The organism is Ruegeria sp. YTSC004 (assembly GCF_059609805.1).
Map to the genome: position 1 here is coordinate 106060 of NZ_JBXWMJ010000008.1, position 18667 is coordinate 124726.

The 18667-nt window shown below is 58.4% G+C and carries 22 protein-coding genes; 16 read left to right on the top strand and 6 right to left on the bottom strand.

Features of this window, described 5'->3' with window-relative positions:
• Window positions 1–16: 16 nt before the first annotated feature.
• Window positions 17–469 carry a GAF domain-containing protein gene (locus AC2FFP_RS15230; RefSeq protein ID WP_496768531.1) on the top strand — a complete coding sequence of 151 codons (453 nt, stop codon included), beginning with the start codon at window positions 17–19 and terminating at the stop codon, window positions 467–469.
• 50 nt (window positions 470–519) lie between these two features.
• Here the strand turns inward: AC2FFP_RS15230 and AC2FFP_RS15235 are convergent, their stop codons facing one another.
• Window positions 520–909: an SHOCT domain-containing protein gene (locus AC2FFP_RS15235; protein WP_496768529.1), complete on the bottom strand. Its 390-nt coding sequence runs from the start codon at window positions 907–909 to the stop codon at window positions 520–522.
• Window positions 910–1021: 112 nt separating this feature from the next.
• Window positions 1022–1303 carry a DUF1294 domain-containing protein gene (locus tag AC2FFP_RS15240; RefSeq protein WP_496768527.1) on the bottom strand — a complete coding sequence of 94 codons (282 nt, stop codon included), beginning with the start codon at window positions 1301–1303 and terminating at the stop codon, window positions 1022–1024.
• Between the two features lie 117 nt (window positions 1304–1420).
• Between AC2FFP_RS15240 and AC2FFP_RS15245 the strand changes: the two genes are divergently transcribed.
• The 10 genes from AC2FFP_RS15245 (at window position 1421) to rarD (ending at window position 12499) form a co-directional block, all read left to right on the top strand.
• Entirely contained in the window at window positions 1421–1990 is a 570-nt protein-coding gene (locus AC2FFP_RS15245; RefSeq protein ID WP_496768525.1) for a helix-turn-helix domain-containing protein, read from the top strand.
• Window positions 1990–2613, top strand: coding sequence for a LysE family translocator (locus AC2FFP_RS15250; RefSeq protein WP_496768524.1), 624 nt, complete (start codon window positions 1990–1992; stop codon window positions 2611–2613). The genes AC2FFP_RS15245 and AC2FFP_RS15250 overlap by 1 nt, the downstream gene beginning before the upstream one ends.
• Before the next feature lie 4 nt (window positions 2614–2617).
• On the top strand, window positions 2618–2998 hold the full coding sequence (locus AC2FFP_RS15255) for a GFA family protein (protein WP_496768522.1): 381 nt from the start codon (window positions 2618–2620) through the stop codon (window positions 2996–2998).
• Window positions 2999–3013: 15 nt separating this feature from the next.
• Window positions 3014–5464, top strand: a complete 2451-nt coding sequence (locus AC2FFP_RS15260) for a GcvT family protein (RefSeq protein ID WP_496768521.1) — start codon at window positions 3014–3016, stop codon at window positions 5462–5464.
• A gap of 18 nt (window positions 5465–5482) precedes the next feature.
• Window positions 5483–5959 carry a cupin domain-containing protein gene (locus tag AC2FFP_RS15265; RefSeq protein ID WP_496768517.1) on the top strand — a complete coding sequence of 159 codons (477 nt, stop codon included), beginning with the start codon at window positions 5483–5485 and terminating at the stop codon, window positions 5957–5959.
• Window positions 5960–5961: 2 nt separating this feature from the next.
• Complete coding sequence (locus AC2FFP_RS15270; RefSeq protein ID WP_496768515.1) at window positions 5962–7014, top strand: zinc-binding dehydrogenase; 1053 nt, start codon at window positions 5962–5964, stop codon at window positions 7012–7014.
• A 12-nt stretch (window positions 7015–7026) separates the two neighbouring features.
• Window positions 7027–7920: a homocysteine S-methyltransferase family protein gene (locus tag AC2FFP_RS15275; RefSeq protein ID WP_496768513.1), complete on the top strand. Its 894-nt coding sequence runs from the start codon at window positions 7027–7029 to the stop codon at window positions 7918–7920.
• 10 nt (window positions 7921–7930) lie between these two features.
• Window positions 7931–8905 carry a GlxA family transcriptional regulator gene (locus AC2FFP_RS15280; RefSeq protein WP_496768511.1) on the top strand — a complete coding sequence of 325 codons (975 nt, stop codon included), beginning with the start codon at window positions 7931–7933 and terminating at the stop codon, window positions 8903–8905.
• A gap of 89 nt (window positions 8906–8994) precedes the next feature.
• The gene (locus tag AC2FFP_RS15285; protein ID WP_496881218.1) at window positions 8995–11448 is read left to right on the top strand and encodes a GcvT family protein; all 2454 of its coding nucleotides are present in this window, start codon (window positions 8995–8997) and stop codon (window positions 11446–11448) included.
• A gap of 145 nt (window positions 11449–11593) precedes the next feature.
• Window positions 11594–12499, top strand: coding sequence for an EamA family transporter RarD (gene rarD / locus AC2FFP_RS15290; protein WP_496881219.1), 906 nt, complete (start codon window positions 11594–11596; stop codon window positions 12497–12499).
• Here the strand turns inward: rarD and AC2FFP_RS15295 are convergent.
• Together AC2FFP_RS15295 and AC2FFP_RS15300 are read right to left on the bottom strand one after the other, a co-directional pair.
• Window positions 12490–13200, bottom strand: coding sequence for an SGNH/GDSL hydrolase family protein (locus tag AC2FFP_RS15295; RefSeq protein WP_496768505.1), 711 nt, complete (start codon window positions 13198–13200; stop codon window positions 12490–12492). The two genes, rarD and AC2FFP_RS15295, sit on opposite strands and share 10 nt — an antisense overlap.
• A 2-nt stretch (window positions 13201–13202) precedes the next feature.
• A complete protein-coding gene (locus tag AC2FFP_RS15300) occupies window positions 13203–13613 on the bottom strand; it encodes a nuclear transport factor 2 family protein (protein ID WP_058279776.1) in 411 nt (136 codons plus the stop codon).
• 97 nt (window positions 13614–13710) lie between these two features.
• Here AC2FFP_RS15300 and AC2FFP_RS15305 point away from each other — a divergent pair, with 97 nt between their 5' ends.
• On the top strand, window positions 13711–14358 hold the full coding sequence (locus AC2FFP_RS15305; RefSeq protein WP_496768502.1) for an RluA family pseudouridine synthase: 648 nt from the start codon (window positions 13711–13713) through the stop codon (window positions 14356–14358).
• Between the two features lie 2 nt (window positions 14359–14360).
• Here the strand turns inward: AC2FFP_RS15305 and AC2FFP_RS15310 are convergent, their stop codons facing one another.
• On the bottom strand, window positions 14361–14546 hold the full coding sequence (locus AC2FFP_RS15310) for a hypothetical protein (protein WP_058272537.1): 186 nt from the start codon (window positions 14544–14546) through the stop codon (window positions 14361–14363).
• Between the two features lie 103 nt (window positions 14547–14649).
• On the opposite strand from AC2FFP_RS15310, the gene AC2FFP_RS15315 reads away from it, so the two are divergent.
• The 4 genes from AC2FFP_RS15315 to AC2FFP_RS15330 all read left to right on the top strand — a co-directional run bounded on the left by AC2FFP_RS15315 (window position 14650) and on the right by AC2FFP_RS15330 (window position 17626).
• Window positions 14650–15339, top strand: coding sequence for a helix-turn-helix transcriptional regulator (locus AC2FFP_RS15315; RefSeq protein WP_282152998.1), 690 nt, complete (start codon window positions 14650–14652; stop codon window positions 15337–15339).
• A gap of 108 nt (window positions 15340–15447) precedes the next feature.
• The gene (locus tag AC2FFP_RS15320) at window positions 15448–16119 is read left to right on the top strand and encodes a YiaD family glycine zipper/OmpA-like lipoprotein (RefSeq protein ID WP_058272535.1); all 672 of its coding nucleotides are present in this window, start codon (window positions 15448–15450) and stop codon (window positions 16117–16119) included.
• A gap of 114 nt (window positions 16120–16233) precedes the next feature.
• Window positions 16234–16776 carry an NADPH-dependent FMN reductase gene (locus AC2FFP_RS15325; protein WP_496768498.1) on the top strand — a complete coding sequence of 181 codons (543 nt, stop codon included), beginning with the start codon at window positions 16234–16236 and terminating at the stop codon, window positions 16774–16776.
• Between the two features lie 49 nt (window positions 16777–16825).
• Entirely contained in the window at window positions 16826–17626 is an 801-nt protein-coding gene (locus tag AC2FFP_RS15330; RefSeq protein ID WP_496881220.1) for an HTD2 family dehydratase, read from the top strand.
• Here AC2FFP_RS15330 and AC2FFP_RS15335 read toward each other — a convergent pair.
• Complete coding sequence (locus AC2FFP_RS15335) at window positions 17618–18658, bottom strand: NAD(P)/FAD-dependent oxidoreductase (RefSeq protein ID WP_496768495.1); 1041 nt, start codon at window positions 18656–18658, stop codon at window positions 17618–17620. The genes AC2FFP_RS15330 and AC2FFP_RS15335 overlap by 9 nt on opposite strands.
• Window positions 18659–18667 lie beyond the last annotated feature (9 nt).

Here is an 18667-nt window from a genome sequence, read left to right on the forward strand (position 1 = left end):
TGCCACGAGTTCCGACATGACAGCTGATTACGATACACTTGCCAAGACCATCGCCGCACTGACCGAGGGGGAAACCGACGACGTGGCCCTGATGGCCACCATCGCGTGCGAGGTGCATCATTCCGATGATCGTTTTGACTGGACAGGGTTTTATCGTGTCACCGAGCCGGGGCTTTTGAAAATTGGACCTTATCAAGGTGGGCATGGCTGTTTGGTCATCCCGTTCGACCGCGGTGTGTGTGGCGCTGCCGCCCGTACGGGCGAGGTACAGTTGGTGCCGGATGTGGATGCGTTTCCGGGCCATATCGCCTGCGCATCTTCGACCAGATCCGAGGTGGTGCTGCCTGTGCGCAACGCCACCGGTGACGTCATTGCGGTGTTTGATATCGACAGTGATCAACCCAACGCGTTCAATGAAAAAGACGCAAGTCAACTGAGCAGAATTCTGTCCAGCGTATTCGCCAAATAACAATGGCCGAGGGCGTACCCCCGGCCATTTTGATTAGTGTGTGCTTCCTATCAGGTGCTCAGAAGCTTGGCTTTCTGCGCCGCAAACTCCTCATCCGTCAGAACGCCTTTTTCCTTGAGCGCGGCAAGCCGTTCCAGCTCATCCGCAGCAGATACTGTGGCTACCGAGCGGATATAGTCCTTTTGCGCCTGTTCGATCTGGCTCATGGCCTCGGCATTGTGCTGGTGCATCTTGTCGCCGCGGACGATCAAGTAAGCCAGAACGCCCATCCATGGAATCAGGATGACAAAGGCGATCCAGACTGCCTTTCCACCGCCACTTAGGTCCTTGGATCGGAAGACATCGGCCACAACCGAAATCATCACCCAGAACCAGGCCACCATCAGGAACAGCCAGAAGATTGACCAGACTATGTCGAAGAAACCGATACCGTTTTCCATTTGTCATCCAACCCTTTGCGAATGCGTAAGAATATTCATATTCAGATAACACTGGACTGTAGCAGACAGTTTGCCGGTTGGTTAGTGTCAATTCTTTAATGGTATTACTACGCTACGCCAGGCTGGGTAATTCAATGACCGTTAGAAGATAGGCCAGCACAGCTTGAATGCCGAATATCCCAAAGATGTAGTATGAAAACAGCCGCTTGCGGGTTTTGTGTCTGAAAATCCACCGCCCCAGCAATGCGCCTGGACTGCCGCCCAGCGCCGCTAACCACAATAGGTTTCGTTCCGGGATACGCCTTTTCCGCCGTCTTGCCCGCAGCTTATCCCAGCCAAAGGCAAGCAAAGTCAGGGTGTTGACGACCCACAGATAAATCACCGCAATCCACATGGTGGACGGATATCCAAACATTGTTGTGGACCCAAGTGAAAAAAATCTTGGTTTTTTCACGGAATCACTGCATCGTGAAAAACGAGGAGAAAATTTCACCAAACTTCGGAGCGTTCAGTGAACAGCCAAGCCCCGCACAGTGCCACACTCGGAGCCGATCTTCGGGCTTTGCGTAAGGCGCGTGGGTTGACGCTGACTGAGATCGCCGCACGTCTGGGTCGTTCTGTTGGTTGGCTTAGCCAAGTCGAGCGCGACAAGTCCGACCCCTCAATTTCCGACCTGCGCCAGATTGCCGAATGTCTGGGCGTGCCGATGTCGATGCTGTTCGCGCATTCTTCCTCTCCGGCAGATGAGCAGGGGTATGTGGTGCGCGCCGGAACGCGCCGCCCGATGGGGTCCGGTGAGGAAGGGTTGATCGAAGAACTGCTGTCGCCCGATCTGACCGATGATTTCGAAATGGTGCATTCCACATTCAAGCCCCGATCGAAAATGCAAACCCCGGCCAACCGACCAACGCAGGAGGTTGGGTACATGGTGTCAGGGCGGTTGGAACTGACGATCAGTGGGCGCCAGTTTTCGGTCGGCCCCGGCGACAGCTTTCGGATCAAACATGAACCCTATCAATGGTCGAACCCCTATGATGAGCCCGCAGTGGCCATCTGGGTTATCGCTCCGCCGGTGTACTGATGAGCTTTGAAGCCTGGACCATATTCGCGCTGTTTTGGGTGGTGTTCGTCACCACGCCGGGGCCGAACGCGGTCAATTGCATTTCAAACGGGATGAGCCTGCCGTTTCCCAAAGCGATGCTGGGCGTGCTGGCGATTCTAACGCAGGCCAGCACGTTTCTTGTCCTGTCAGCGCTGGGTGTGACCGCGTTGATCGCAGCATCCCCAACCGGGTTTTTTATCGCCAAACTGGTAGGGGCAGGGTTCCTGATCTGGGTTGGGGTTCGCGGCTGGATGAATGCCACGCGCCCGGCCCCGGCAAGTGAACGACCCGCGCGCCATGTGTATCTGCACGCACTGGCGGTCGCTACGATCAATCCTAAAAGCGTGGCAGGGTACCTCGCTGCCTTTTCCCAGTTTGTGCAGCCTGATGTTCCGATCTGGCAGCAGATGGTCGTCATCATGCCTACGGCGCTGATCATCACCACGCTCAGCTACACCGGGTTCACCGTGTTGGGCGCGCTGATGGGCAAGGCTGCGCTGGGAGCGGTTTTCAACACTTGGGTGCGTCGTGTCATGGCCGCCTGTTTCATCATCTATGGCGTGTTGCTGGGGGCCAGCTCCACGCCCACAGCAAGGGGGTAGTCACATGCAAACTGGTTCTTGCCTCTGCGGCGCTGTCGCGTTCACGATTGAAGGAGAGCTTTCACCGCCTTCGGCCTGCCATTGCGGTCAATGCCGCAAGCAATCCGGCCATGTTTGGTCTTCGACCTGGACACATCAGGATAACTTGAGCTTCACCGCCAGCGACACGCTTACGTGGTTCCGCGCTTCGGACACCGCCCGCCGCGGTTTCTGCCGTTCCTGCGGCTCGTTCCTCTTCTGGCAGCACAATGACGAGGACACGATTTCAATTTCCATGGGTGCGCTCAGCGAGCCCACGGGTCTAACGCTCTCGAAGCATATCTTTGTCGCCGACAAGGGCGATTACTACGACATCACAGACGATCTGCCCCAACGGGCACAGTAACAAGGATCAAGACCAATGAGCGATTTTCCGACAAAAGCCCGCGTGGTTGTTATCGGTGGCGGTGTGGTGGGGGCCTCCTCGCTGTACCATCTGGCCAAGAAGGGCTGGACTGATTGTGTTCTGCTGGAAAAGAACGAACTTACCGCTGGCTCGACTTGGCACGCGGCGGGTAACGTTCCGACCTTCTCGAATTCATGGGCGATCATGAACATGCAGCGGTACTCAACCGAGCTGTATTCGCGTTTGGGCGAAGAGGTCGACTATCCGATGAACTACCACGTTTCAGGCTCGATCCGTCTTGCGCACAGCAAGGAGCGGATGCAAGAGTTCGAACACGCCATGGCGATGGGACGCTATCAAGGCATCCCGATGGAGATGTGGACCCCGGAAGAAGCTAAAGAGCGCTATCCTTTCCTGGAGACGCACGATCTTGAAGGCGTTCTGTACGATCCCACCGATGGTGATATTGATCCGGCGCAGCTGACACAGGCACTGGCCAAGGGTGCCCGTGACATGGGCCAGAAGATCATCCGCTTTTGCCCGGCAACTGGCGTAACTCAGCACGACGACGGCACCTGGACCGTACACACCGACAAAGGCGATATAGCCTGCGACTATGTTGTGAACGCCGCTGGGTATTACGCGCAGCGCGTGGGAGAGTGGTTCAAGCCCTTTGGCGGCCGCACAGTTCCCGCGATGGTGATGAGCCACCAGTACCTGCTGACGGACGAAGTTCCAGAAATTGAAGAATGGTCCAAAGCGAACGGTGGTAAGAAACTGCCACTGCTGCGCGACGTGGATATCTCGTACTACCTGCGGCAGGAAAAGAATGGCTTCAACCTTGGTCCGTATGAGCCTAACTGCAAGGGCCACTGGATGACTGAAGACGATGCTATGCCCGAGGATTTCTCGTTCCAGCTGTGGAATGACGATCTCGACCGCATCGAGGATATCGTCACTGACGCGATGGAGCGGGTGCCGTTGATGGCGACCTCCGGCGTTGGCCGTGTGATCAACGGCCCGATCCCCTATGCGCCGGACGGGCTGCCGCTGATCGGCCCAATGCCCGGTGTGAAAAACGCGTTCGAGGCACACACATTCACCTTCGGCATCGCTCAGGGCGGTGGTGCAGGCAAGGTGCTGGCCGAATGGATCGTCGATGGCGCGACCGAATGGGATATGTGGGCCGTCGACCCGCGTCGCTACACCGATTACACAGATCAGGACTACTGCAACCAGAAAGGTCTGGAAGTTTACGGCAACGAATACGCCATGCATTTCCCTCATCATGAATGGCCCGCGGCGCGCGACAAGAAACTGTCACCGGTGCATGACAAGGTCAAAGCGCTGGGCGGCGTGATGGGTGCCTATAACGGATGGGAGCGGGCCAACTGGTTCGCGAAGCCGGGCGATGACACGTCGCTTGATGCAACCCATACCTGGGGTCGGTCCGGCCCGTGGGAGCAACGAATCCAAGAAGAATGCGAGGCCGTGCGAGACCATTGTGGCGTACTAGATCTGCCAGGCTTCTCGCGCTTCATGGTCAAGGGAGAGGGCGCCGCTGAGGCGCTGCGCGGCCTCGCAACCGGTGGGTTGCCAAAGGTCGGCCGGATGAACCTCATCTATATCTCTGACGACCGTGGCCGCATTCTGACCGAGATGTCCTGTATCCGTCTTGGTGAGGATGAGTTCATCATGATCACCGCCGCAACTGCACAGTGGCATGATCGGGACATCCTGATGAACGCGATGCCTGCGAGTGTTTCGATTGAAGACGTGACCACGACACGGGATACACTGATCGTCACTGGTCCGAAGTCGCGCGATATACTGTCGACTATGACGGATGCGGATCTGACCTCGGGGTGGCTGACTCATCAGTCTGCGACCGTTGCAGGCCAGCCCGCCTATCTGATCCGCGTCTCCTTCGCGGGTGAGCTAGGATGGGAAGTCCACGCTCTGAACGAGCATATGCCCGCGATCTATGATGCGATCATCGATGCCGGTGCCAAACCGTTCGGCATGTATGCCCTGAACTCGCTGCGTATCGAAAAGGGATACCGTGCATGGAAGGGGGACCTATCGACCGACTACTCTCTGCTGGAAGGCGGTCTTGGGCGGTTCGTCAAACTCGACAAGCCGCAGGATTTCCCCGGCAAGGCTGCAATCCTGAACGAAAAGCAGCAGGGCGTGAAGAAGTCGTTTGTCACGCTGACAGTGGATGCGGGCGATTGCGACGCGCCGTATATGTCGTGTATCTGGCAGGGCGATCAAATCGTGGGCGAAACCACGTCAGGCGCATGGGGATACCGCGTTGGCAAATCCATCGCGCTGGGCATGATCAAGGCCGAGCTTGCCAACCCCGGCACCGAGCTTGAGGTCGAAATCTACGGCCAAAAGTGCCGCGCTGTGGTAGAGCAGGATCAGCCGCTCTGGGATCCCGAGAACGAGCGGTTACGCGCTTAACTTCTCACGGAGACCGCCATGAGCAAACGATACGCCAAACTGGGACCCGGCGAGGGCCCCAACTATGACTGGGAAAATGACCACACCTTTGTGAAGGTGTCTGGTCAGGATACAGATGGCGCATACACGCTCATGGAAGACAATCTGAAGGCCAGCTTCGCGCTTGGTCTTCATCGCCATGATACCCACGCCGAGACTTTTTACTTTCTGGAAGGCGCAGTGGATTTCTACGTTGATGGCAACTGGCATCGATGTACTCCGGGCACAACCATGCATGTCCCGCCGGGAGTACCCCACGCGTGTCGCGTCGCCGATGGCACACCCGCCAGAATGCTGATGATCTTTCAACCCTCGGGGTTCGACGGGTTTCTGGCCGAACTGGCGACAATGACCGAGGCTGACTTTGCAGATGAGGCGAAAATGGCCGAACTGAACGCGCGTTACGACATTGTGCCGATGGGACCGGTTCCAGCCCATCCGGAAGACAGGGTCTGAAGATGACCACGCCCACAAAAATGTCTGGTGTTTACCTGACGCGCCACGGCGGCCCCGAAGCGCTGGAATGGCGCGAGGATATTCCGGTTCCAACGCCTGGACCGAGGCAGGTTCTGGTTCGGGTCGCGGCCGCAGGGGTAAACAACACGGACATAAATACACGGGTCGGTTGGTATTCCTCGGACGTGACCGGGGCAACGGACGCCGTTGATCAGGATGTTGATGCCGGAGGCTGGGGAGGCGCGTTGGCGTTTCCGCGCATTCAGGGTGGCGATCTGTGTGGGATAGTCGAATTGGCAGGGCAAGAGACCGGGTTTCAAGCCGGGCAACGGGTGACCTGCCCGATCAACTTGCCGCGCCCACGTCCCGGCAATCCGACTGGCTTTATCGCATTAGGCTCTGAAATCGACGGAGCATTTGCGCAATACTGTCTAGTTCAGGCCGACGACCTGTATGACGTGACGGCCTCACCCCAGTCAGATGTCGAAATCGCCGCCATCCCCTGTGCATTTGGCACGGCCGAGAACCTGTTAACCCGTGCTGGCGTGGCCGCTGGGCATAAGGTGCTGATTACCGGTGCCTCGGGTGGCGTGGGCCTTGCCGCTGTGCAACTGGCGTCTCTACGCGGGGCGACAGTTTGGGGCGTTACGGGTTCAGCCAAAGCCGAGGTGGTCAAAGCGCAGGGGGCCATGGACACCTTTGACCGCAACGCGCCGCTGCCCAAGGACATGTTCGACGTCGTGATCGACGTTGTCGGAGGCCGGGCTTGGCCCGGCCTGATCCTGGCCCTGAAACCCGGCGGTCATTATGCCGTTTCCGGGGCAATCGCAGGACCAATCGTTTCGGCTGACCTGCGTGAGATCTACCTGCGCGACATCACGATTCACGGCTGCACACATCAGGCATTTGAAGTCTTTGGCCGCCTTGTCGAGATGATGAATGCAGGCCGCATCAAGCCTTTGGTTTCCAAGACCTATCCACTAAGAGACATCGCCAAGGCGCAAGAGGACTTCCAGTCCAAGGTGCTGCCGGGAAAACTCGTTCTGATTCCTTAGGAAGGTTGGCAAATGGCAGAAATCACGCTTCTGGATGGCTCGATTGGGCAAGAACTGGTCAAACGCAGTGGGGACAAACCCACTCCGCTGTGGTCGACGCGCGTTATGATCGACCATCCCGAATTGGTGCAAGAGGTCCACGCCGAATATTTCCGCCGTGGCGCGACGGTTGCAACGACCAACACCTACGCGGTCCATCGTTCTCGGCTGGAGCGTCTGGATATGGAGGATCAACTGCCCGACCTGGTCCATGCTGCGGTTGCTCAGGCGAACCGTGCGCGCACGGGCGGTTCCGGGCGCATCGCCGGGGCGCTGGGTCCTTTGCTGGCGTCTTATCGCCCCGATCTGAATCCTGATGTGGAAGACGCCGCCGAAAAGTTTGCCGAGTTGGTTAACCTCATGTCCGATGACGTCGACCTTTTCCTGATCGAAACCGTTTCCTCGGTGCAAGAGGCCGAAGGGGCCCTGCGTGGTACGGCGGAGGCAGGCAAACCGGTTTGGCTGGCGCTTTCTGTGATGGATGATGACGGAACACGGCTGCGATCCGGTGAACCGCTTGCCGATATTGCGCCTCTTGTGGATCGGTTTAACCCTGACGCTGTTCTGATAAACTGTTCGCGCCCCGAGGCCGTCCCCGCCGCGCTGAAGGTCATCGCCACGATGGGGCGGCCATTTGGGGCCTATGCAAATGGGTTCACCGGGATTGCACAGGATTTCCTGAAAGACGCGCCGACTGTCGACGTGTTGACACAGCGCCACGATCTTGGACCCGAGGCTTATGCCGATCATGCGATGGAATGGGTAGCACAGGGGGCAACAATAGTTGGCGGATGCTGCGAAGTCGGGCCGGACCACATTGAGGTCCTTGCCGATCGATTGCGGTCCGCCGGGCACCGGATTGTCTGAAAGGAAAGTGATGCCATCGCCGTCGAACATCCCGGCTTCTAACGCGCAGCGACATTTCGACATCGTTGTCGCACCGGGCTATGTGCTGCTGGAACTGGCGTCATTGGTTGAGGTGCTGCGGCTGGCCAACCGCGTATGCCCGAGCCCGCCATTCACCTATGCCTATCGCTCTCTGAGGGGTGGCCCGGTCGCCAGCAGCAGCGAGGCGACGATCCAGACTGAGCGCATTCCGTCGCAGCCCAACGCGGACTATTTGTTCGTCATCGGAAATTCCGACCCCGATCATCCTGATCTATCGCTGGGGCGTGTTGTGTCGGATTATACTTTCCGCGGTGCACAGGTCTTTTTGTTGTCCGAAGCTGCAAGCCGGTATATCGACGAGCAGGGGACCGAGGACATGTCGACCCACTGGGAAAACGCGTCCTTCCTGCGTGAACGTCGCGCCCAGTTCGAGGCCAAACTGTCGATTGCAACAGAACAGGGCGCCGTGGTGACCTGCGCCGGGATGGAGGCCACTACCGATGTCGCGCTGGCTGTGATCGGGCGTCATGTTTCCGGGCCAACAAGAATGACCGTGGCCGACATCATGCTGCACGAAAACATTCGGGATTTCTCGTCTCTCCAGCCATTTTCCGGATCAAAGACCACCGCTACAGGTGACGCCAAACTGGACCAGTGCATCAAGGTGATGCAGGCCAATATCGAAGACCCGCTGCCGATTAACGAAATCGTCGAAGCGCTAAAGCTTTCGAACCGATCGCTGGAACGGAAGTTCAAGAACTATTTCGGAACCACACCAAACGGCTTTTACCGCGAAATGCGGCTGGCCAAGGCCAATAACCTGCTGCTGAACACAACGATGAGTGTTCGCGAAATTGGTCTTGCCTGCGGGTTTCCCAACGGTTTCTCGTCAGTCTACAAAAGCTTTTTCGGCGTAACCCCCTTTGTGCTGAGACGTGAAAAACGGCAAGTCAAACAACGTTGATTTTTGCAAATGGTCTGACGTTTTTCGTGCATTCTGTGTCGCTCTTCCGTGTCATTTTGGGTGGAAACTCATAAAGCGGAATCATGAGAATGGCTGATCTTCCAAACAAGGCCCGTGTTGTCATTATCGGTGGTGGTGTCATCGGATGTTCGGTGGCGTATCACCTGACCAAGAAAGGCTGGAAAGACGTTGTCCTGCTGGAGCGTAAGCAGCTGACCAGCGGCACGACCTGGCATGCGGCGGGTCTGATCGCCCAGCTGCGCGCAACGGCGAACATGACAAAGCTGGCGAAGTACAGCCAGGAACTCTATGGTTCGCTCGAAGAAGAAACCGGTGTGGCCACAGGCTTTAAACGCTGTGGATCAATCACTGTTGCGCTAACCGAAGAGCGCAAAGAAGAGATCTACCGTCAGGCGGCCATGGCGCGCGCTTTCGGCGTCGAGGTCGAAGAAATCGAGAATGAACGTGTTCAGGAGCTGTATCCCCACATCAACCTCGAAGGCGTGAAGGGTGCTGTTTACTTACCGCTGGACGGTCAGGGTGACCCGGCCAACATCGCCTTGGCATTGGCCAAGGGCGCCCGTCAGCGTGGCGGTATCGTCAAGGAACGCGTGAAGGTCACCGACATCGTCAAACAAGACCGCAAGGTGAGCGGTGTTGACTGGGTCGCAGATGACGGCAGCGCATCTGGTCATATCGAATGCGACATGGTGGTGAACTGTGCCGGTATGTGGGGGCATGAGGTCGGCAAGATGGCTGGCGTCAATGTTCCGTTGCACGCTTGCGAACACTTCTACATCGTTACCGAAAATATCGACGGTTTAACTCAGTTGCCGGTTCTGCGCGTTCCCGATGAATGCGCGTATTACAAAGAGGACGCAGGCAAAATCCTGTTGGGTGCATTTGAACCGAATGCCAAGCCCTGGGCGATGGACGGTATTCCTGACACCTTTGAATTCGACCAGCTGCCCGAGGATTTCGACCATTTCGAACCGATTCTCGAAGCCGCGTGTGAACGTATGCCGATGCTGGCCGAGGCCGGTATCCATACCTTCTTCAACGGGCCCGAATCGTTTACCCCTGATGACGCCTATCATCTGGGTCTGGCACCCGAGATGGACAACGTCTGGGTCGCAGCGGGCTTCAACTCGATCGGCATCCAGTCCGCCGGTGGCGCTGGCATGGCGCTGGCCGAATGGATGGACAGCGGTGAAAAGCCTTTCGATCTGGGCGACGTGGACATCAGCCGGATGCAGCCGTTCCAGGGCAATAAGCAGTACCTTTTCGAGCGCTCGAAAGAGACGTTAGGCTTGCTCTACGCCGACCATTATCCCTATCGCCAAAAGGCCACCGCACGTGGCGTGCGCCGGACGCCGTTCCACCATCACCTGCTGGAACAGGGCGCGGTCATGGGCGAGTTGGCGGGTTGGGAACGTGCCAACTGGTTCGCGAACGAGGGGCAGGAGCGCGAGTACCAGTACAGCTGGAAACGCCAGAACTGGTTCGAGAACTCGGCTGCCGAGCATAAAGCCGTGCGCGAGAATGTCGGCATGTATGACATGTCGTCCTTTGGCAAAATCCGCGTTGACGGCCCGGATGCCGAAGCATTCATGAACTATATCGGTGGCGGCGATTACTCGGTCCCGAATGGCAAGATCGTCTATACTCAGTTCCTTAACCGCGCAGGCGGGATTGAGGCGGACGTGACCGTTACCCGCCTGACCGAGACCGCTTATCTGGTGGTGACCCCGGCAGCGACCCGCTTGGCTGACCAGACCTGGATGCAGCGCCATGCGGGCAACTTCAACGTCGTTGTCACCGATGTTACTGCGGGTGAGGGCGTTCTGGCCATTATGGGTCCAAATGCGCGTACGCTGCTTGAAAAGGTCTCGCCCAACGATTTCACCAACGCGACCAACCCGTTTGGCACCGCGCAGGATATCGAGATCGGCATGGGTCTGGCTCGAGCCCACCGTGTGACCTATGTCGGTGAGCTTGGTTGGGAAATCTATGTCTCGTCCGACATGGCGGGACATGTGTTCGAAACCCTGCACGAGGCCGGACGGGACATGGGGCTAAAACTATGCGGCATGCATATGATGGACAGCGCCCGGATAGAAAAAGGCTTCCGCCACTTCGGCCACGACATCACTTGCGAGGACCACGTCGTCGATGCCGGTCTTGGTTTTGCGGTCAAGGTCGATAAGGGCAGCGATTTCATCGGGCGCGAAGCGGTGATTACGCGTAAGGAAAGCGGACCGCATAACCGCTTGGTTCAGTTCAAGCTGACCGATCCGGAACCGCTGCTGTTCCACAATGAGCCGATCATTCGGGATGGCGAGTATGTGGGATACCTCTCCTCGGGCAACTATGGCCACACGCTGGGCGGTGCGATCGGTCTGGGTTATGTGCCCTGCGAAGGCGAAAAAGCGGCTGACGTTTTGGCTTCGACCTACGAGATCGATGTCTGCGGTGTGAAGGTGAAAGCCGAGGCATCACTCAAGCCGATGTACGATCCAAAATCCGAGCGCGTTAAAGTTTAGCGCCAAGGTTCGACACACGGGGCGCTGCGGCGCCCCGTTTTCTTGGTACATATCAATTTTCTTGATGCGACCGTTCACGGTTTTCGCAGTTTCCAAACCCTCCGGAACAGCCGTATAGACAAACGGTATCACCCGGAGATCCATGATGGCGGACGTCGCAACATCACCCCACAATGAGGACACGCCAAAAGGATTGGCTCTGGCGGCGACCGCCTACGTTCTATGGGGTTTCCTGCCGCTGTACATGAAAGCTCTGGCGCATATCGGGCCGGTCGAGATCGTGGCGCATCGGATTGTATGGTCGGTGCCTGTGGCCGGGCTGTTGCTGGTGGCGCTAGGGCGAACCGGGGATTTGAAGGCTGCCTTACAAAACCCGAAGATGCTGGGCATGGCCTGTCTAACAGCGGCTTTGATCTCGGTGAATTGGGCCATTTACGTCTGGGCGATTGCCAGCGGTAACGCATTGGACGCAGCGTTGGGCTATTACATCAACCCGCTGTTCAGCATTGCGCTAGGGGCGATCCTGTTACGTGAGCCTTTGAATCGTACGCAATTGGCGGCAGTGGGGTTAGCTGCTTTGGGTGTGCTGGTATTGATCGTCGAAGCGGGTCGGCTGCCGTGGGCCGCGCTGGCCCTGACGGTCAGTTGGGGGTTTTATGCTTTCTTCAAACGCTCGCTGCCCATCGGCCCCAATCAGGGCTTTCTGCTAGAGGTTCTGATCCTGCTGATCCCAGCCTTGGTCTACATCACCTGGTTGGGGGCAAAAGGAACCGGCCACTTTGGCGCAGCCGCTGGGGACACCATGCTGCTGGCCTGTGCCGGCATTGTCACCGCTGTTCCGCTGCTGGTCTATGCCAACGGGGCCAAATTGGTGCGGTTGTCCACAATGGGAATCCTGCAGTACATCGCGCCGACGATGATCTTTATCACTGCGATTACCGTGTTCGGGGAACAGATCGATCGGGGCCGGATGATCGCCTTCCCACTGATCTGGGCGGCTTTGGTGGTCTATACGATCCCGATGATTCGTCAGATGCGGGGTCAGCGCTGATGCAATAAGTCGGCCGCGGCCTCTGCCCACAAGCGATAGGCTTTGGGGCTTGGGTGATATCCGTCCGGAGCAGCCAGCGCCGGGTCATCCGGAAACTCCAATGACAGGTGCCGGGCTTGCGGGAATGTCGCAGCGGCCTTTTGCAAACCCCGATCCAGCCGGGCCGCCTGTCGCCCCAGTGCCCAGGCCAGCGGTTGGGGCAGGGCCGGAAAACGGTTCATTTGTGGCACGGCGGTAACCACGACACGTCGAACACCCAGATTGCTCGTCAGATGATCCAGAAGCTGGGTCTGCAAACCCGTGAACTTTTGCCGGGATACTCCACGCGTGACGTCGTTTACACCCAAGGCAGTCACGGCGGCGTCATAGCTGCCTTCAAGGCGGTTCAATCGTTCCAGCGTATCCTGTGTTGTGTGACCCGTCGTCGCTTCCAGCCGCCACTCCACGCTGTAATGGCGGGCCAACCGCGCCACGAGAAACCCCGATAGTGCCTGTTGCTGTCGCCCAGCCCCCACACCCGCGGCCGAGCTGTCACCAGCGATGAGCAGCCGCAATCGGGGGCCGCGCCCTTCGCGCCCTTGGCGCGGGCCGGACGGTTCGGGCAGCAGCTGAGCGTTACGACGCACGGAAATCGCCTGTGCTGCCAGAACCGGCAACAGCGGGACGCGCAATATCTGATCGGCGGCAATCGGGGCAGTCATGGTTAGCTGAGCGCGTTTTTGTATTCGAGGAAGCGGGCGTCCGTCATAACCCGAGCCATCATCGCCTCGCGCAGGGCACCGATGGTCTTGTAAGGGCGCATGACGACCTCGAATTCCTGTATCAAACCCTCATCGTTCAACGTGATCAGATCGACGCCGACCGCGTCCAGATCCCCGACCTTGCATTGAAACTCCAGCGCCCAATCCTTGCCTTCACCCATAATCCGGCGATAGCGGAAGTCGGAAAACACCTGTCCCACGTGACCCAGAACAGCCGCCACCGGTTCGCGTCCGGTCCAGGTGCTGTAGTAAGTTGGCGGGGAAAACCGTACGTCTTCGGCCAGCAATTCGTGGATCAGGGTTTCATCGCCCTTGGCGACAACGTCTTGCATGCGCGCGATTGTGGGGTGCATGGGTTCTCCTCCGCTTTGGGTCTGAGAGTTGCTGAACCGTTTCGTTCAGGCAAGCCCGACGTTGCGGGAACCTACGCGGTGCGATAGGCAGGCGCGCATGAGCGAGACCTATGATCCCCCGAATACGCCGTTGGATGTGCTGCATGAGGATGCGCAGCTTATCGTGGTCAACAAGCCCTCGGGTCTGCTGTCCGTGCCTGGGAGGGGAGAGCATCTAGCCGATTGCCTGCTGACCCGCGTGCAGGCGGCATTTCCGCAAGCTTTGCTGGTGCATCGGTTGGATCGGGATACGTCGGGTGTCATGGTGTTTGCCCAGTCACCGCACGCACAGCGGCATCTGAGCATGCAGTTTGAAAAACGCCAGACCCGCAAGACCTATGTTGCGCGTGTTTGGGGGCGCATCGAGCAAAAGTCCGGAACCGTCGATCTGCCGTTGATCGTGGATTGGCCCAACCGCCCTCGCCAGATGGTCTGTCACGAGACTGGCAAACCCGCCGTCACTGATTGGCGGTTTGTAAAACACGAGGGTGAGACGACGCGCGTCCGATTGTTCCCCAAAACAGGTAGGTCTCATCAGCTACGCGTTCATATGCAAGCGCTGGGCCACCCGATTCTGGGCGATCCGTTCTACGCCGACGGACCTGCGCTCGAATTCCCGCGTCTGATGCTGCATTCTGAGGAACTGCGCCTAAAAAGCCCCGAGGGCGGAGTTTCAATGAAATTCCGCGCCCCGGCTGATTTCTGACCTCAGGCCGTGCTTGTCCACAGCATCTTGAGGTTGCCCAACGAGAACCGCTTGGTCCGTTTGCGCGGTGCGCAGGGCTGACGGGCAGCCATAATTTCACGTTCGATCTCGAACGCGCGCAAAGTGTGATCCTGCGCCCAGCGGTCCAGTTTCAATGTCATCATCACGTGATTGTCGAGGTATGGCATGGTCGACCTCCTTTGGTTTGTTTCCCAAAGATCGCAGATCACTCCTGACACCACCCTGTCAGTGGGGTGTGCTAGGATGTCAGCAGACCGCCCGGAGAACCTTATGCGCCGCTCAACCCGCCTTTTTGAAATCATCCAGATCCTGCGTTCGGCCGAAATGCCTGTGACGGCGGAGGCACTGGCAGAAAAGCTGGAAGTGTCAGCGCGTACCGTCTATCGCGATATCGCCGCTTTGCAGGCACAGCGAACCCCGATCGAGGGTGAAGCCGGCGTGGGATACTTGATGCGGCGGGGATATGACCTGCCACCGTTGAATTTCGACGCTGAAGAGGTCGAGGCGCTGTGGGTCGGGTTGTCGATGCTGGCGCGCACCGGGGATAGCACCCTGCAACAAGCTGCGGACCGTGTTTGCCGCAAGATCGACGCTTTGCGCGCGCCTGCAGATTGGCTGCAAGTCGCCCCATGGGGTGCACCGATGGATGATCCGGCCAAGGGGTGCGTGCCTGTCGTAAACTATCGCGAGGCTATCCGCTCTGAACGCAAAATTCGCATCACCTATGTGAATGCCGAAGGTGAGCGAACCGAGCGGATCGTCAGGCCCGTCGCCCTTATCTACCACATTGAATGCACGATGTTGGCGGCGTGGTGTGAGCTGAGGAATGGGTTTCGCCATTTTCGTACGGATCGCATTTGGGCCTGCGACGTTACAGACGATCATTTCTGCGGGCAGGGGGAGCCTCTGCGAGCGATCTGGCAAGACCAGAACCAATTGGATCCTGTTGAACGGCGGTAATTTGCCGACTTCACCCGATTGTTGCTTGAGCCTAAGATAAGGTAACGCGATATACTGCGCCAAACAAAGCGGGTTCGGTGAACGGGCCCCAGAGCAGAAGGTGATTACATGACGATTTCCAAGAGTGTTCTTGCCGCAGGGCTGTGTTCGGCCATGTTTTTGGGGGCCTGTACGGACCCTGGCACATTGAACCTGCCCTCGGACCCGAACCAGAACGCCAAGCAGGGTGCACTCCTTGGCGGTCTGATCGGCGCAGGTGTCGGCGCGATTGCCAATGGATCTGATCCGCTTTTGGGGGCCGTAGCAGGCGGAGCAATCGGTGCAGCAGGAGGCGGCCTGATAGGCAACCAACTAGACAAACAAGCAGCAGAACTGCGTCAGCAACTGGCCAATCAGGGCATCATCGTTACCAACGCGGGCGACCGACTGATTGTGACCGTCCCGAATGATATCACCTTTGACACCGACAGCGCGACCGTGCGCCCGGCACTGCGGGCCGATCTGGTCCGGGTGGGGCAGAATCTGGTGAATTACCCCAACTCGAACGTGCAGGTCATCGGCAATACCGATAGCGACGGCGACGCTGCGTATAATCAGGGCCTGTCCGAACGCCGGGCGCGCTCTGTCGCCGATATTCTTCAAGCCAATGGTGTAAGTGGTGCACGCATCTCGACCATCGGCCAGGGCGAAAACCGCCCGATTGCCTCTAACCTGACGCCCGAGGGGAAGGCCCAGAACCGCCGGGTCGACATCGAGATCATTCCGAACGGAAACACATAATGATATGGGCACTTTCGGGTGCCCATTTTTCGCACATTGACTGCGCGTCATCCGGTCTTTGGTGCGCGCGAAAGTTACGCTAGCTATTGGGCAACACCAAAGCGGAGTTTCCCAATGTCTGAACCCATCCTTCTGAGCCTGTCCGGCTCATTGCGCCAAAGCGCGACCAACCGCAAACTGCTGCGCGAAGCGGCCCGGTTGTTCGAGCCGGGAACGCATATCGAAGCTGATCTGAACCTGCCGCTTTATGATGGTGATCTTGAAGATGGCGAGGGCATCCCCGAAGCCGTACAAACCCTTTCCGATCAGATCGCCCAAGCCCATGCCGTGATCATTTCGACCCCGGAATACAACAAAGGCCCGTCGGGTGTTCTGAAAAACGCTTTGGACTGGGTCAGCCGAACAGATGACCGCCCCTGGGCCGACAAACCGGTTGCCGTGATGTCCGCCGCCGCAGGGCGTGCGGGTGGTGAGCGGGCGCAGATGGTTCTGCGCGGCTATATGGTTCCCTTCCAACCGCGCATCCTGCAGGGGCCAGAGATTCATCTCGCCAGCAGTTCGAACGAGTTTGACGAGCACGGCAAATTGCTGAGCGACCGTTACGAAAGTTCTCTGCGGACACTCATGCAGAAACTGCGTGCTGAGGCTGGGTTCTAAGATCGAGAGGCTGCTTGCCGGGTCTGGTCGGTCTGCATAGTCTGCCGCCATGACTGACGAAATACTGACCGATGTGATGGACCCGGCCCGCGCCTCTGCGCTATTGGTAGCGCTTGGATCCAACGACAGGGTCGCAGCAGGCGATCAACTGCCGCTGTTCTTTCACCAGCTGTATTTTTGGTCGCCTCAGCCGTCTGCCAATTTGGGGCGGGACGGGCATCCAAAGGTTGGGGACGGTCTGATTCCCGATATGGGCTTGCAACGTCGGATGTGGGCCGGGGGACGGTTGCAGTTTCACGCGCCGCTGGTCGCGGGCTCAAAAGCCGTGCGCCGGTCTGTTCTTGAAAGTGAGGCGGCAAAAAACGGACGGACGGGACCGCTGGGGTTTGTTACACTGCGACACGAGATTTCTCAGGACGGTCAATTGTGTCTGAGCGAATGGCAGGATCTGGTTTATCGACCAGACCCTTCGAGTTCCGACATAAAGCCCAAGCCACCTATGGCCCGTACCGATGAAACCGACAGGCGAGACGTCACCTTCGACAGCACATTGCTGTTTCGATACTCGGCGCTGACCTTCAATGGGCACCGTATCCATTACGATCTGGACTACGCGCGGGATGTCGAAGGGTATGACGGTCTGGTCGTTCATGGCCCGCTGCTGGCACAACTATTGATGCTGTTTGCTGAGGATCTGGCAGGTCCATTGGCTCAGTTCTCCTTTCGCGCGTCATCGCCGCTGATGCACTTTGAGACGGCAACCTTGTGCCGGTATGGCCAGGCGATGTGGGTGCGCGGACCCGATGGGCGGCAATGCATGTCCGCCGAGTTTGTCCCGCGATCAGAGTGATGCTTCGGGTCTGAAGTCACCCGGGATCGCATCCCGGTCCTCAAGAACCAGATCCGCCATGACCTCGGCCACTTTCGGGGCCATGCCAAAGCCGATTTTGAAGCCACCATTGGCGATGAACTGCCCTTCGTACAGCGGGTGCGCGCCCAGCATTGGTGCGCGGCTTTTGCTGCGCGGCCGTACACCCGCCCATCGTTCGATGACCTCTGCGCCATGCAGGACGGGAACGGCCCGCATCGCCCGGTCCAGAACGTCATCCAGAGCTGCATCCGTGCTGGTCGGGTCGTCATAGCCACGCTCCGAGGTCGAACCGATTGCCAACGTCCCGTCCGCATGCGGTATGAAGTGGATTGTGTCCGCAAACAGTTGTGGAACCTCTCCCGCATCAAACCGCAGAAGTGCGGCTTGACCCTTGACGCCGTTGCCAACGGTTTTGCCAAAAGCCTCGCTCAGTTCCTGCAGTCCGGCAAGCCCGGTGGCATGGACAACCTGTCCGCGATCTGGTGCGTCGGCTACGACCTCGACGCCAATCACAGCCAATGCCGCAACCAAGGCCGCACAGGCCCGGCGCGGATGCATGCGAGCGCTCAGCGTATCATGGATGACAAAACCGGTAGGACTGGGCGGACACCATGTACCGACCGCGGCTGTTTCGACGACCCACCATTCAGCGCGACCCTGCCACAGTTCCGCTGCTGTGATGGCGCGGGCATGGGCAAGTTCCAGCGTTCGGGTGTCGATGATAGGTTGCAACCGTCCCAGCCGCGCATATCCGGGTGAGACGCCGCCTGTGGCCTCGACCTGTTTCCAGAATGGTTCGGCCATGATCAGGCTGTCGAACTGAAACGCCTTCTTGGCATTCCAGTTTTCAGGCACATGCGGTGCCAGTGCGCCAACCAGGCCACCGCTGGAACCAGCGCCGGGGCCAAAGGGATCGACGATCTGCACCTTTGCGCCGCGCCGGGCACAGATCCAGGCGATAGACAGGCCGAAAATCCCTGCACCGCGCACCGTCACATCGACCATTGCCATTCCCCTTTA

Bases quoted from the DNA above. Each gene is read 5' to 3' on its own strand.
- AC2FFP_RS15240 (WP_496768527.1), bottom strand. From the start codon at position 1,303: ATGTGGATTGCGGTGATTTATCTGTGGGTCGTCAACACCCTGACTTTG.
- AC2FFP_RS15325 (WP_496768498.1), top strand. From the start codon at position 16,234: ATGTCTGAACCCATCCTTCTGAGCCTGTCCGGCTCATTGCGCCAAAGC.
- AC2FFP_RS15255 (WP_496768522.1), top strand. From the start codon at position 2,618: ATGCAAACTGGTTCTTGCCTCTGCGGCGCTGTCGCGTTCACGATTGAA.
- AC2FFP_RS15300 (WP_058279776.1), bottom strand. From the start codon at position 13,613: ATGCACCCCACAATCGCGCGCATGCAAGACGTTGTCGCCAAGGGCGAT.
- AC2FFP_RS15295 (WP_496768505.1), bottom strand. From the start codon at position 13,200: ATGACTGCCCCGATTGCCGCCGATCAGATATTGCGCGTCCCGCTGTTG.
- AC2FFP_RS15265 (WP_496768517.1), top strand. From the start codon at position 5,483: ATGAGCAAACGATACGCCAAACTGGGACCCGGCGAGGGCCCCAACTAT.
- AC2FFP_RS15275 (WP_496768513.1), top strand. From the start codon at position 7,027: ATGGCAGAAATCACGCTTCTGGATGGCTCGATTGGGCAAGAACTGGTC.
- AC2FFP_RS15285 (WP_496881218.1), top strand. From the start codon at position 8,995: ATGGCTGATCTTCCAAACAAGGCCCGTGTTGTCATTATCGGTGGTGGT.
- rarD (WP_496881219.1), top strand. From the start codon at position 11,594: ATGGCGGACGTCGCAACATCACCCCACAATGAGGACACGCCAAAAGGA.
- AC2FFP_RS15335 (WP_496768495.1), bottom strand. From the start codon at position 18,658: ATGGCAATGGTCGATGTGACGGTGCGCGGTGCAGGGATTTTCGGCCTG.
- AC2FFP_RS15305 (WP_496768502.1), top strand. From the start codon at position 13,711: ATGAGCGAGACCTATGATCCCCCGAATACGCCGTTGGATGTGCTGCAT.
- AC2FFP_RS15270 (WP_496768515.1), top strand. From the start codon at position 5,962: ATGACCACGCCCACAAAAATGTCTGGTGTTTACCTGACGCGCCACGGC.
- AC2FFP_RS15280 (WP_496768511.1), top strand. From the start codon at position 7,931: ATGCCATCGCCGTCGAACATCCCGGCTTCTAACGCGCAGCGACATTTC.
- AC2FFP_RS15310 (WP_058272537.1), bottom strand. From the start codon at position 14,546: ATGCCATACCTCGACAATCACGTGATGATGACATTGAAACTGGACCGC.
- AC2FFP_RS15235 (WP_496768529.1), bottom strand. From the start codon at position 909: ATGGAAAACGGTATCGGTTTCTTCGACATAGTCTGGTCAATCTTCTGG.
- AC2FFP_RS15315 (WP_282152998.1), top strand. From the start codon at position 14,650: ATGCGCCGCTCAACCCGCCTTTTTGAAATCATCCAGATCCTGCGTTCG.
- AC2FFP_RS15330 (WP_496881220.1), top strand. From the start codon at position 16,826: ATGACTGACGAAATACTGACCGATGTGATGGACCCGGCCCGCGCCTCT.
- AC2FFP_RS15250 (WP_496768524.1), top strand. From the start codon at position 1,990: ATGAGCTTTGAAGCCTGGACCATATTCGCGCTGTTTTGGGTGGTGTTC.
- AC2FFP_RS15320 (WP_058272535.1), top strand. From the start codon at position 15,448: ATGACGATTTCCAAGAGTGTTCTTGCCGCAGGGCTGTGTTCGGCCATG.
- AC2FFP_RS15260 (WP_496768521.1), top strand. From the start codon at position 3,014: ATGAGCGATTTTCCGACAAAAGCCCGCGTGGTTGTTATCGGTGGCGGT.
- AC2FFP_RS15230 (WP_496768531.1), top strand. From the start codon at position 17: ATGACAGCTGATTACGATACACTTGCCAAGACCATCGCCGCACTGACC.